Annotated in this window: 14 protein-coding genes; 5 read left to right on the top strand and 9 right to left on the bottom strand. The window is 31.0% G+C overall.

All coding sequences use genetic code 11. From position 1 onward, the window contains the following. Positions 1–3: 3 nt before the first annotated feature. A complete protein-coding gene (locus CBR30_04515; GenBank protein ID PMQ01676.1) occupies positions 4–1,122 on the top strand; it encodes a chitinase in 1,119 nt (372 codons plus the stop codon). Beyond that, positions 1,122–2,279 (top strand): GNAT family N-acetyltransferase, encoded by a 1,158-nt coding sequence (locus CBR30_04520; protein PMQ01677.1) that lies wholly within the window; start codon positions 1,122–1,124, stop codon positions 2,277–2,279. Before CBR30_04515 ends, CBR30_04520 begins: the two co-directional genes overlap by 1 nt. On the opposite strand, the gene CBR30_04525 is transcribed toward CBR30_04520, so the two are convergent. From CBR30_04525 to CBR30_04550, 6 genes are all read right to left on the bottom strand, one after another. Continuing rightward, positions 2,276–2,926, bottom strand: a complete 651-nt coding sequence (locus CBR30_04525; GenBank protein ID PMQ01678.1) for a phosphatase — start codon at positions 2,924–2,926, stop codon at positions 2,276–2,278. The two genes, CBR30_04520 and CBR30_04525, sit on opposite strands and share 4 nt — an antisense overlap. Continuing rightward, positions 2,917–3,780, bottom strand: a complete 864-nt coding sequence (locus CBR30_04530) for an EamA family transporter (protein ID PMQ01679.1) — start codon at positions 3,778–3,780, stop codon at positions 2,917–2,919. The genes CBR30_04525 and CBR30_04530 overlap by 10 nt, the downstream gene beginning before the upstream one ends. Then, entirely contained in the window at positions 3,777–4,592 is an 816-nt protein-coding gene (locus tag CBR30_04535; protein PMQ01680.1) for a chromosome partitioning protein ParB, read from the bottom strand. The genes CBR30_04530 and CBR30_04535 overlap by 4 nt, the downstream gene beginning before the upstream one ends. After that, positions 4,585–5,358: a sporulation initiation inhibitor Soj gene (locus tag CBR30_04540; protein ID PMQ01681.1), complete on the bottom strand. Its 774-nt coding sequence runs from the start codon at positions 5,356–5,358 to the stop codon at positions 4,585–4,587. Before CBR30_04540 ends, CBR30_04535 begins: the two co-directional genes overlap by 8 nt. Position 5,359: 1 nt before the next feature. Further along, the gene (locus tag CBR30_04545) at positions 5,360–5,668 is read right to left on the bottom strand and encodes a rubrerythrin (GenBank protein PMQ01682.1); all 309 of its coding nucleotides are present in this window, start codon (positions 5,666–5,668) and stop codon (positions 5,360–5,362) included. 299 nt (positions 5,669–5,967) lie between these two features. Next, the gene (locus tag CBR30_04550; GenBank protein PMQ01683.1) at positions 5,968–7,026 is read right to left on the bottom strand and encodes a nitronate monooxygenase; all 1,059 of its coding nucleotides are present in this window, start codon (positions 7,024–7,026) and stop codon (positions 5,968–5,970) included. Positions 7,027–7,094: 68 nt separating this feature from the next. On the opposite strand from CBR30_04550, the gene CBR30_04555 reads away from it, so the two are divergent. From CBR30_04555 to CBR30_04565, 3 genes are read left to right on the top strand one after another with little or no spacing between them, the layout of a single operon-like run. Continuing rightward, a complete protein-coding gene (locus CBR30_04555; GenBank protein ID PMQ01684.1) occupies positions 7,095–8,048 on the top strand; it encodes a magnesium chelatase in 954 nt (317 codons plus the stop codon). Further along, complete coding sequence (locus CBR30_04560; protein PMQ01685.1) at positions 8,039–9,124, top strand: DUF58 domain-containing protein; 1,086 nt, start codon at positions 8,039–8,041, stop codon at positions 9,122–9,124. Before CBR30_04555 ends, CBR30_04560 begins: the two co-directional genes overlap by 10 nt. Continuing rightward, positions 9,117–11,189, top strand: a complete 2,073-nt coding sequence (locus CBR30_04565) for a transglutaminase (protein PMQ01686.1) — start codon at positions 9,117–9,119, stop codon at positions 11,187–11,189. The genes CBR30_04560 and CBR30_04565 overlap by 8 nt, the downstream gene beginning before the upstream one ends. Here the strand turns inward: CBR30_04565 and CBR30_04570 are convergent. Genes CBR30_04570 through CBR30_04580 form a run of 3 tightly spaced genes read right to left on the bottom strand, consistent with a single transcriptional unit; the run spans position 11,128 to position 13,306 of the window. Then, positions 11,128–11,568, bottom strand: coding sequence for a hypothetical protein (locus CBR30_04570; GenBank protein PMQ01687.1), 441 nt, complete (start codon positions 11,566–11,568; stop codon positions 11,128–11,130). The genes CBR30_04565 and CBR30_04570 overlap by 62 nt on opposite strands. Beyond that, the gene (locus tag CBR30_04575) at positions 11,569–12,147 is read right to left on the bottom strand and encodes a hypothetical protein (protein PMQ01688.1); all 579 of its coding nucleotides are present in this window, start codon (positions 12,145–12,147) and stop codon (positions 11,569–11,571) included. Next, positions 12,137–13,306 (bottom strand): glycosyl transferase, encoded by a 1,170-nt coding sequence (locus CBR30_04580; protein ID PMQ01749.1) that lies wholly within the window; start codon positions 13,304–13,306, stop codon positions 12,137–12,139. Before CBR30_04580 ends, CBR30_04575 begins: the two co-directional genes overlap by 11 nt. Between the last annotated feature and the right edge of the window lies 1 nt (position 13,307).

Raw genomic sequence — 13,307 nt, forward strand, 5'->3', positions numbered from 1 at the left:
TTTATGGAAAAATTTAGAATTGTGGCATATTTCCCTGAATGGTCTGTTAAAGAGGAGTTTTTAAGCTATTCTATAGAAAGCATACCTTGGGATAAAATTACCCATCTAAATTATGCCTTTTTTCAGATAAAAAATGGTCGTGCATTTCCAACTGAAGAGGATTTATTTAAAGAAAACATTAAGGTTATAAATAAATTTAAAAAGGATTTTGATGTAAAAGTACATATATCTATTGGAGGATGGACCCTATCAGGTGAGTTTTCCGATGTGGCATTAACTGAAGAGTCTCGAAAAACCTTTGCTAAAAGCTGTTTAGAAATTATACAAGAGTATAATTTAGATGGAATTGATATAGATTGGGAATTTCCAGTAAGTGGGGGATTGCCTACAAATAAATATAGACCTGAGGATAAAGAAAATTTCACTCTATTATTAAAAACCATAAGAGAAGTTTTTGAAAATTATGGAAAAAAGAATTACCTACTATCCTGTGCAGTACCTGCTGGATATTTACAAATACAAAATACAGAACCTGATAAATACCACCCCTTTGTAGACTTTATAAATCTCATGACCTATGATTTTCATGGTTCTTGGGACAAGTATACAAACCATCACTCTCCTTTATATGGCAATCCCATGGACCCTGATCCTATTAGCAGAGAAAAATTAAACTGTGACTTTGCCGTTAAAGAATATCTTCGCTATGGGGTACCATCCAAAAAAGTAAATTTAGGAATTCCTTTTTATGGAAGAGGATGGATTACAAAAAATGAAGGCTATAATGGACTATTTGCAGAAGTAAAAGATATTCCTGAAGGAATCTTTGATGAAGACAAACCTTCTGGATACAATCAATTCTTCTTTATAAAAGGGGTCTTAGAGAAGGACCCAGAGTTTAAGAAATTTTGGGATGAGCATGCAAAGGTTCCATGGCTTTGGAATCCCAAAAAAATGATAATGTTCAGCTATGATGACGAAAAATCTATCTTAGAAAAATGTAATTATCTAAAAGCATTAAATTTAGGCGGAATTATGTTTTGGGAAATAACAGGAGATTATCCTTTTAAAGGGGATACATTAGTTACCTTAATTTATAATTCTTTGAGAGGTGAAAAATAATGGAGATTAAAAACCTAACAAGGAATGAGATAGATGAGCTTATTGAACTTTGGAGCCAATCTTTCATTTTCCCAAGAGAACAAATAGCAGGTTGGGTAAATGAAGAAAATATTAAAAATTGTATAGGTGTTTTTGAAAATAATAAACTAACTTCTGCTCTTAATATAATACCCTTTGAATTTTATATAAGAGGAAAGGTTTTGCCTCTTGCAGGGATAGGAGGAGTAGCAACATACCCAGAATACAGAGGAAAAAACTATATTCACTATTTATTATCTGAAGCTATAAGAATAGCAAGAGAAAAGGGCTTTATTTATTCTATGTTGTATCCTTTTTCATATGAATTTTATAGAAATTTCGGATGGGAGCTTGGAGGCTTTCAAAAAAGATATATTCTTAAAACTTATAATATTCCTAAATTTAAAGAGATGGAATATGTACGAAAAATACCTTTAGAAGAATATCAACTTATTAAAAAAATTTACTATGAAAGAGCTAAAACCTTTACAGGACCGATAAAAAGGGATGAGAATAGGTGGGAAAGCTTAATATATAGAACTCGAAATCTAACATATCTATATATTTATGAAAAAGACGAGATTGAGGGATATCTTTTATATTCAGTAGATACTATTAATGTAAACAAAATTATAGTTAAAGAAATGATATTCAATAATATATCCGCCTATAAAGGATTTTTAGCCCTCTTCTCAAGACAATCTATGAATATTGAAGAAGTCCATTTTACAATGCCTCTAACGGATAATTTACCCTTTATATTAAGCAATCCCAGAGTAAATACAAATATTGAACCCACTTTTATGATTCGTATCTTAGATTTTGAAAAGGCAATAAAAAATTTAGAATTTAGTGAAGATATAAATACAACCCTAAGAATCCAGGTCATTGATGAATATGCAAAATGGAACAACAATATATGGAGATTAGAAATTAAAAATAAAAAAGTAAATTTATTTGAAGATAAAGGCTATGATTTATCTATTAAAATACAGACCTTATCGCAAATAGTAGCAGGAGTTTTAGATCCCATAGATGCATACAAACTTGGATTAATAGAGACGAAAATCCCCGATACTATTCATACTTTAGAAAAGCTCTTTCCTTGCTATAATACTTTTTGTTGGGATTATTTTTAAATCTTGCTCAAAATATTTCTCCAAAAATTAAGAAGCTCCTTTAAGTCTTTAAAAATATAGTGAGGGTTTTCCCTTTCTAAGTCATCTATTTTACTAAAAGGAGAGATAATAGCTAAAACATATTTTATACCTGCCTTTTTTCCCATAATTATGTCTCCTGCTGTATCACCAATGTATATGCACTCTTCAGGTTTCACTTTAAAAATCTCTAAAATCTTAAAGAGAGGCTCAGGATCAGGTTTTTTCTTTTCTGCATCTTCAAAACATATAAACTTATCAATATACCTTTCTGGCCTCAAGTATTTAGACTCCTCGTTTATATCCCTCCTTGTACTTGCGGTGACTACACCCTGTTTAATACCCAAATCTTTAATTAATCGTAAATTTTCCTCCGCTCCTTCTCTCCATTTCACCTCTGAATAATCAAAATGTTTATACCATAAACTATCTATAACCTCCCAAAGTTCTTTCTCAATACCAAAATTCTCATACATTTTGTACCAATTAGGATAAAAATTTTTCACATATTCTTCCTCGGTAATATTTTTCTCAAACAAAGAAAAAATCTTTTTTGTGGTTTTAAAACATGCAGAAAAAGAATCTACCAAAGTACCATCCCAATCCCATATTACTGCTTTTACTTCCATGTAGTAATACTCACCCCAATAATAATTAAAATTCCTCCAAACACTTGCACTATCCCTAAGGACTCTTTAAGAAATATTACACCCCAAATAGCTCCAAATAGTGGTATCAGGTTTAATATATTGACTACCTGACTTACAGCCAAAACTTTTAATCCAAAATTATATAGGAGATACCCTAAAGCGGAACAAAAAAATGCTAAATAAAAAATTCCAATTAGCCCTGAGAAAGTTGAAGGTATCCTTATCCCTGTAAAGAATAGAAATGGAATAAACAAAATTGTTCCATAAAGCATTTGAAAGAAAGTTAAGACCTCATAAGAATACTTATGGTTCACTTTTTTTATCTGCCAATTATATAAAACCCAACTCAATCCCGATAAAAGAATTAAAATATCACCAAATAAATTACTTAGTCTAAAACTAATTCCAGAGTTTCCAACGATAAGACTTACTCCAAGTAAAGATAATACAACTCCCAAAGTTCTGTTAGATGGAAATTTCTTTTTCTCTGTAAGGATTTCAATAAACAAACCCAAAGCAGGAAATGATCCAACTAACAACGCCCCTTCTGACGCTGAGGTGAATTTTAACCCCCAATTCTCAAATATAAAGTATAAAGTTACACCTAAAAGCCCTGCAATAAGTAGAGGTTTTTGATAATCCCAATTGAATTCAGCTCTTCTTATACTTTTATAGAAAAACAAGTCGGCAAAAATGCTTGCTAACAAGAAACGTATGAATGCAAGCTCATAAGGGGTTAATTCCCTTAAAAGAATCTTGGAAACCGAAAAGGATATGCTCCAAAAAATACAAGCTATAACAACGCTTCCAACTGCCAATATTTTTCTGTTCATTGCATCAACTTTTCTATTATTCTCTCCAATTCGTTTAAGTTTTTGTACTCTATAATTACTTTACCTTTTTCAGAGGATTTAGGAGAAATTTTTACAGAAGTATTTAAATACTCCCGTAATTTTCTCTCCAAGGCTTTCAACTCAGGAATTTCTTCTATCTTTTTACTCTTCTTTCTTACAAGCTCTTCAGTTTCCCTTACAGAAAGTTTTTCATTTATTACTTTCTGTGCCATCAATTTTTGAAGGTATGGATCATCAAGACTGAGAATAGCTCTGGCATGCCCATAAGTTATATTTCCTCTTCTTATTTCCTCTTGTATCTCCAAAGGTAAATCTAATAACCTCAATAAATTAGTAACCTCCGCCCTACTAATACCAATTCTCTTTGCTAATTCTTCATGGGTAACCTTATATGTATTAAGGTAATTTTGAAAGGCTTTGGCTTTTTCAATGGGATTTAAATCTTCTCTTTGAAGATTTTCAATAAGAGATATTTCATAAGCTTCTTGATCATCTATTTCCAAAACTATTGCGGGAATCTTTGAAAACCCAAGAAGCTTTACTGCCTGATATCTTCTCTCTCCAGCAATTATCTCAAACTTACCATTTTTAGGTCTTACTAATATAGGCTGTAAAATGCCTTTTTCTTTTATTGATTCTGCCAATTCCTGTAACCCTTGTAAATCCTTGCTTTCTCTGGGTTGATTAGGATTAGGAATCACATCTTCAACGTTTAATTCCTGAAGTTTTGATACTTCTTCAGAGGGAATAAGGGCGGATAATCCTCTTCCTAATCTCTTTTCCTTAGGCACGTTCTATCAACTCCTTTGCTAATTCCATGTAGGATAGAGCACCAGGAGAGTCAGGAGCATATTCAAAAATAGATAAAGAAAAGCTTGGAGCCTCACTTAATCTCACGTTTCGCGGTATAACCGTTTTAAAAACTTTCTCTTTAAAAAACTTTCTTGCCTCCTCTGCAACTTCTTGAGACAATGTTGTTCTATTATACATTGTTAATAATACTCCGATAATATCTAAATTATTGTTAAGGTTTTTTCTTATAATCTCAATAGTTTTCAACAACTGAGTTATTCCTTCCAACGCATAATATTCGCATTGAAGGGGAATTAATACATAATGGGCGGATGACAAGGCATTTATTGTAAGAAGCCCAAGAGAGGGTGGCGAATCTATTAGTATATAATCGTATTTATCTATTATGGGATCTAATACCTTCTTAAGTCTCAACTCTCTCAAAAACATAGAAACCAGTTCTATTTCTGCGCCAGCCAAATCAATGTTCGAAGGCACAAGATAAATATTCTCTCTTACATGATTTTTATTATCTTTTAAAGAATAAATAACATTATCAATTTGAACATCTCTTATTAGGGCATCATATAAATTAGGCTTAATGTTTCTATTTTGCGTAACCCCACTTGTTGTATTTCCCTGGGGATCTGCATCTATAAGTAAAACTTTACGCCCCAAATTTGCCAAAGCAAACCCTAAATTTATAACTGTTGTGGTTTTTCCTACCCCACCTTTTTGATTAGCAACTGCGATAACAACTCCCATTCTACTTCTTTGACAAATCCTCCTTCATTTCTTCAACTTCCTTCTCTCCATCTTTATAGTAATTCTCCTCATCCTTTTCTATTTCTTTTAATAATTTTAAAAATTCTCCTGCATGAACTCTCTCTTCATTTGCTATATCATATAAGACTTTTTTAGCAAGAAGATCGTCAGTAGCCTCTGCCACTTGAGTGTAAATCTGAATAGCCTCGTATTCAGCTGAAATGAAAAACCTAATAGCTCTTACCAATTCTTCTTTTTTGAGTTTTCTATCCATAGATAAAAGGAAAGATAAGTTAACAAATTCTGGCATCTTATTCAACCTCCTTACAAGTTAAACTTAGTATATTTTAACATAAATAACTCTTTTTTAGCTATTAGAAATTATTTATCAATTTAAAGCAATAATCAGTTAAACTATTGATAAAAACTACTTTTCATAAACTTAATTAAAACACTTGAAAATAATTTAAAAAGTGTTATAATTTTACAACTAAGGGAAAGGAGTAGGAAGATTTTATTTATAGGAAGAAAAAACAAAAAGGATTTTACCCCTTAAACCTTTCATTAAATCAAAAGGGGCAGGTTTTTCAGACCTACCCCTTTTTTTACCTAATAATCTACCAAATCTCCAATTAAGTCTTTTACCCTTACAATCTTATCAATCCTATAAGCATTAGCCCCAGCAAAAGCGAAACCATTTTTCAAATTTCCTTTCTTCGCATTTAGAAGAGCTATTGCAATACAATAAGGAGAATTCTGATAATCACAAGTTTTTATACAATGGAAAGGACATGTGAAGGGCTTCTTTTCTCCCCTCTCAACAGCTTCCAAAAATTCATTTTTTATGGCTCTTCCTGGAAGACCTACAGGACTTTTTATAATTATAATATCTTCTTTTTTAGCATCAATGTATGCCTTCTTAAAATTATCATCTGCATCACATTCTTCTGTAGCCACAAATCTTGTAGCCATTTGTACTCCATCTGCTCCCAAATTTATAAATTTTTCAATATCTTCCTTAGTATAAATCCCACCTCCTGCGATTATAGAAATTTTTCGATTGTATTTTTCTTCTAAAATCCTCACTTCGTTAACTACTTCCTTCAATCTTTCTTCCAAAGCGGATTTTGGATCTTCTAATTCTTCCCTCTTAAAGCCTAAGTGTCCACCTGCTAAAGGTCCTTCAACCACTACTGCAGGAGGTATATACTGAAATTTTTCTATCCATGATCTTGCAATAATCTTAAAGGCTCTTCCTGAAGAGACGATAGGTACTAATTTTGTAATACTTTCTTTCGTTAAATATTTAGGTAAATCTAATGGAAGACCAGCTCCAGAAAAAATTATATCAATCTTCTCCTCAATAGCAGTTCTTACCATGTCTGAAAAATTAGTCAAAGCTACCATTATATTAACTCCTATAATTCCTTTAGTTTTTTCTCTTGCTTTTCTAATCTCTTTTCTCAAAGCCCTTATATTGGCAGATAAAAAATTTTCTGAAAAATCAGGTTCAGTCATCCCTATTCCTGCAGTTCCTATTACTCCAATGCCTCCTTCATTCGCTACAGCAGATGCAAGATTTGAAAGGGATATACCTACCGCCATGCCACCTTGAATAATGGGAATATCCGCAGTAAGATTATCAATTCTTAACTTTGGAAGTCTCATAAATTTTCTCCTTTTTTAAAATAATTTTAGTATTATAACATAAAAATCTTCATGATATAATTTTGTATATGAAGAATATCTTTAATAAAATAAATGAGCTAAAGAGCAATATAAAGAAAGTAATCATTGGGAAGGATAATGTCATAGATTACGTAATAGTATCCCTATTAAGTCAGGGAAATATTCTTCTTGAGGATGTTCCAGGGGTAGGGAAAACAGTACTTGCAAAAGCATTAGCAGAAAGCATCAATTTGGATTTTCGTAGAATTCAATTCACTCCAGACATGCTTCCATCTGATATCTTAGGTACAAATGTCTTCAACCCTAAGACTTTAGAATTTGAATTTAAAAAAGGTCCAATATTTACAAATATTTTGTTAGCAGATGAGATCAATAGAACATCTCCCCGAACTCAAGCAGGTCTTTTAGAAGCAATGGACGAGGGGGGAGTAACCATAGATGGTATATTCTACCCATTACCAAAACCCTTTTTAGTTATTGCCACACAAAATCCGAGAGAACACTTTGGTACTTATCCTTTACCAGAATCACAGCTGGACAGGTTTTTTATGTCCCTTACTATGGGATATCTATCATTAGAAGAAGAGGTTCGTATGCTAAATGAGCAAAAATTAGAACATCCTTTAGATAAATTAACCCCTGTTTGGGAAAAGGAGGATGTATTCTTTATACAAGAGCAAGTAAAACAAGTATATTTAGATAAAAGTATATTGGAATTTATCGCAAATATAGTAAGAGCTACAAGAGAAGATCCAAAAATCTCCTTAGGAGCAGGACCCAGAGGATCTATCTCATTAATGAGAGCTAGCCAAGCAATGGCTCTTTTAAGGGAGAGAGACTATGTTATACCTGAAGATGTATTAGACTGTTCTATTCCTATTTTAGTGCATAGAATTGTTTTGAAAGAACAGATAGAAAGTGTAAGACAAAAGAGAGAAGAAATTATAAAAGAAATAATAGAAAGAGTGAAAATACCTAAGGTAAAAGTGCCTTGGAGATAAGATTTAATTTTACTATTGCAGGTTTTCTTCTACTTATCGGCAATCTTATCATCACCTTTATAGGTATAAATGTATCATCAACTCCTATAATTATCATGTCTTCTCTAATTTATTCTCTATATATTTTCAACCTTATAGAGCTTTTTCTCTCTTTATCCCCAATAAAATTAGAAATTATTACACCTAACTTAATTGAGGAAAAAAAAGAAGAAAATCTGATTGTAAAAATAGCAAATAAATCTTCGATTCCAAAAAGAAAATTCTACATAATATTAGAAAATTCAATAAGTGAAGGATCTCTTTTAGGAAAAGAGGAAAAAACCTTTTTAATCCCTTATCATTTCAATAAAAGGGGAATAATTATATTTAAAGGAGTTTGGATAAAGTTTACAGGCACACTTGGTCTTCTTTATGTTAAAAAATATTTTAGATTTTATAAAGAAACCTTAGTTTATCCAACATTTTATAATATTCATAAAGACATAGCATTAGAAAGTGAAGAAGGAGGTACCCTTTCAAATACCTCTTCAACTTTTGGAGATGAATTTTATTCATTAAGAAAATACGTACCAGGAGATTCCTTTAGAATTATAGCCTGGAAGGCTTCAGCAAAAAAGGGAGAATTAGTATCGAAACAATTTGAAAAGACAACAAAAAGAGAACCTACATTCTTATTAGATAACACCTCTTCTGAAATAGGTCAAATCCATTTAGAAGAGTTTGATGAGCTTTTAAGACTTCTACACTCCATTTCCATCTCCTATGTGACCCAAGGAATAAAATTAAAAATCGTTACCCTTCTCCCATATAATGTTTTTGTGCCAGAGGATTGGAACCATTTAAAGATATTTTTAGGCAAAATAAAATTAGAAAAGTCGGAAATAAATTTTAAAGAAAAGGAAAATTATGATTTGATATTCACAATAAATTATGAATACTGGTATAGTAGTGGTTTACAGAACAGAATAATTGGAGTAGAATTTCACAAGGAAAAATTTGAAGTACCTTATTTTGTATTTAGAAAAAATAGTAATCCTTATGACTTTCTAAATATCTGGAGCTCTAAAAATGGTTAATGTAAATAGAAGGATAAATATAAAAATTGAAGATTCATTAGTTTTGAGATTAAGTATATTATACATGACCATAGTATCTTTAATTTCCTCTTGGTACTTCTTAGAACTTTCCATAGATTATATTTCTTTTGTTATTTTTCTGACTACCATAGGTTTTCTTTTTAGTTATAAAAATAGGTATAAGAGCAATATTATTCTAAAGCTTTTAATGACATTCCTAATGTTATATTTCCTCAGAGAATTCTTTAGAAATTTACTTTCCCAACCTTACGATCCCAGAATACCTTTGGCGGTTTTCTTAATAAACCTAAACACAATCCATAGTTTTGATCTTCCCACACGTATAGATCTTAGCTTTTCCTTTTTCATAAGTTTAATTCTCATGGTAATCTCTGGCATATTTGCAAGAGAGAGTACATTTATAGTGTTCTTATTTTTTTACATTATAGGTTTGACTCTTACTTTGGCTCTTCTAAACAATTACAGACCAAGTATTAAGTATTTAAGCTCCATAATCCTTTTAGCATCATTAATAAGTTTCTTAATATTTCCTATGATACCAAAATCCCTTCCCTTTACTTTCAGACAAGATATAATGTCTCAAATTATCCAAAGAATATCAACTTATAGAGGCGAGATTAGAACTCCTGATAACTACACAAACTTTTACTTATATAAATTACCAGAAGGAAGAAATATTCCTCCTCTCCCATACAATCCAGAAAACTATTTTGGATTTGCTCCTTTTGTAGATTTGAGACAGAGAGGATTTCCCTCTTCAACCTTGATTTTTAGGGTCTTAACTCCATATCCTATATACCATAGGGGACTTGCCTTTGATACTTATAATGGTTTTGGATGGTATCAAAGTTTAGAGGAAAAAGTAGATGTTATAAATACTGTAAATCAACCCTTTGACCTTGATAAAACCCTAAATACCGAAGAGAATTTAATAAGAGCTACATATTTTATTGAAAAAGATTTAAATAATTTAGTCTTCTTACCTTATAACTCAAAAAAGCTTTATTTTCCAGCCCCTTTTATATATAAGGATATAGAAGATGACATAAGAAGCCCCTTTGATATACCAAAAAAACTAATCTATACCTCTTTATATATGGAAAAAACTTTTTCTGCAAAAGCTCTATTAAATGCTAAAGTACCCAAAATTACTAAAAGTATGGAAAGATATCTAAATCTTCCCAATATACCAAAAAGGGTCAAAGATCTCACTCTAAATATAACAAAAAACTATGAAACTCCATGGGAAAAACTCATGGCAATAGAAAAATATTTAAAAGAAAACTATCCCTATTCCTTAGACATACCTCCTCTCAAGGATGATTTAGATGCAGTAGATGATTTTCTTTTCGTAACAAAAAAAGGCTACTGTGAACAATTTGCTACTGCTTTTGCAGTTATGTCAAGAATTATTGGAATTCCATCAAGATTTGTGACAGGTTTCTCTCCAGGAAGACTTAATCCATGGACTGGTATGTATGAGATTAAAAACGACAATGCTCATGCCTGGGTAGAAGTCTACTTGGAACCTATAGGTTGGATCCCTATAGATCCTACTCCAGAAAGCTTAAAGTTTATAGGAGAGAGAGGACTTAGTAATTTTAGCTTCTTTGGTTTAATTTTTGAATCCTTAGGAAATGTACTAAAAGGGTCCATCATATTTTTATATAAACTCTCTACTTTATATAAACTTGTTATATCTTTAACTATAATATTGCTTATAGTTTATTTGATGATGAGAATTATTAATAGGTATAGAATGAACAAGGAAGATAGAATCTTTGAAAAGGTTATAAGAAAGTTGACAAAAGAAAAGCTTATTACCCCAGGAAATTCTCTCTATAACTCTACAAGAAACCTCAATAAAGAAATAAGAGAATTCATAAGTGACTACTATGCTCTAAAGTTTGCTCCCCTAAATGATTTGGAAAGAAAAAGATTAAGAAATGAATTAATAAAAAAAGGTAAGATAATATTAAAAACTAAATTCTCTTCCCAGTACCCAACAAATGGTCAAGGATTAAATAAAAATCATCAAAAGTAATTTTTTCACTATTATAATCATAACTCTCAATTAACCTTATTACCATTTCTCTAAACCTTTCCCACTTTAAAACTAACTTTTCATAATCCTTAGGAGTTAATTTATCTCTAACTTTTTTCAAATGATATAAACAAAGCTCTGAATAATCTATATTGTTTTTATAAAACTCCTCTTCTATTTTTCTTTCAAATTCACAAACAAAGCAATTTTCCTCTCCACTGAAATTATCCCAGCTTATAAAAGATGTATCAATAACTTTACAAACCTCTTTAAAATGTTCCTTGCAAAGAGGAGGGAAAAAATCCTTAGAAAAGCTTTTATATAAATTTATTTTTTCTCTTTTTATTTTTTCGCAAAGAGGACAATTTGGTATCTCCAATTAAAATTTTCCTTTCACTTTTAGCTTTTTAGAAAAAAGGTTATAGTAGTCTTTTTCCCATGGATAACTTCCATAAATATACTCTGCAGATTTTAGTGTATCCTTTTTTATTATAGTCTCCAAAAAGGGATACCTTTCAATTATAATCCTCTCATGAGGATAACAAAATCCAAAATCCCTTTTTTTAAAAATACTAATATTCTTATCTTCTTTTAAAACCTCAGGAAGCACGGATAAATAAGTCTCTAATAATTCTTTTTCTTTTTCACAGAACATACAATTTACATCCTCTGGTAACCTCCTATTTTTTAAAGATGGTATAACATTATTTTTTATAACATCTTCAATTACTATAGCTACACCCAAAGTATCCTTAAAATTCAATAATTGTAACATATGTTCCGAACAGAATCCTCCACTCTCTCTTACTTTTTCTCTAATTTTAACATCATTTACTAATTCATAAAGGAAGTTTTCTTCAGCTCTCCATATATTTTTATTTATTAAAAAGCAGAGAGGACATCCATCCCAATATAAAGCCTCTTCCCAATCAATATAGACAAAACTCTTACTCCCCATATTTTTTCTTATACCTTTTTATTATATCCAAATATCTCAAATAAACTTCATCAACAATTTTTTCCCAGTGCCTGTATATGGTCTTAAATGCATTTTCCCCAATCATCTTAAGATATTCTTTTTGAGATATTATATCCTTTATTCTTTGAGCATAGAGATAGGGGTCATTCTTAGCTAAAAAGCCGTTATAACCATCTATTATTTCTTCCGCAGTAGTAGCCCCCTCTATAACTAATGCTGGAAGCTTCATTGCAGAGGCCTCTTGTAATACAAGACTCGATGTGTCATATAAAGATGGAAATAGAATTAAATCTGCCCGAGCATAAAAATATCTTAGAAGTTCTCTATCCAAGATCATACCCGTAAAGATCACATAATCCTCCAAATTAAAAGCCCTAACCTTATCTTTTAAATAATTCTCATCTTTTCCTGTACCTATCATAAACATTTTAAACTTCATCCCCATATCCCTTAAAATCTTTAAGGAATTAACAAGCATTAATAAATTTTTTTGCAATACCATCTGTCCTACATATAAAAATACTATTTCATCATCTTTTAACTTGTATTTGGAATTTATTCTTTCCCTATAATCTTTTATATCTTTTGGGGGAATAAATTCTGTCCCGTTTCTTACAATCTCAATTCTTCCCTTATAACCATAATCTCTTAAAGTATCAGCAGAAGAATTATTAACTGTCCAAACTTCATCCACATTATTATAAAACTCTAATATTATTTTTACACCTAATTTAGCCAAAAAGTCAGATCCTGTCGCTCTTTTAAAATCATCATAATACTTAGTATGAAAAGTAGTTACTATAGGAATTCTCCTTTTTCTTGCAATACTCAGAGCTAAAAGACCTGAGGAAAAGGGACAATGAGCATGAATAATAGAAAAAGGAATACTATTTACCCTTCTCATAAAATCTATATCAACAAAGGGTATTCCAAACCTATAGGGAGGTCTCAAGAGGAACGGTAGGGAGAAATATCTTATTACCTCAAACTCATCTCTATCTATAAATTTGGGATATTTTGGAGTTACAACGTAAGTTTTTGCATACTTCTTATTCAGATAGTATGCATAATTTCTAACTACATTTGCTACTCCATCAACTACTGGAATATATGAATCATTAAACTGCCCTATTACTATC

The organism is Dictyoglomus sp. NZ13-RE01 (assembly GCA_002878375.1).
GTDB lineage: Bacteria > Dictyoglomota > Dictyoglomia > Dictyoglomales > Dictyoglomaceae > NZ13-RE01.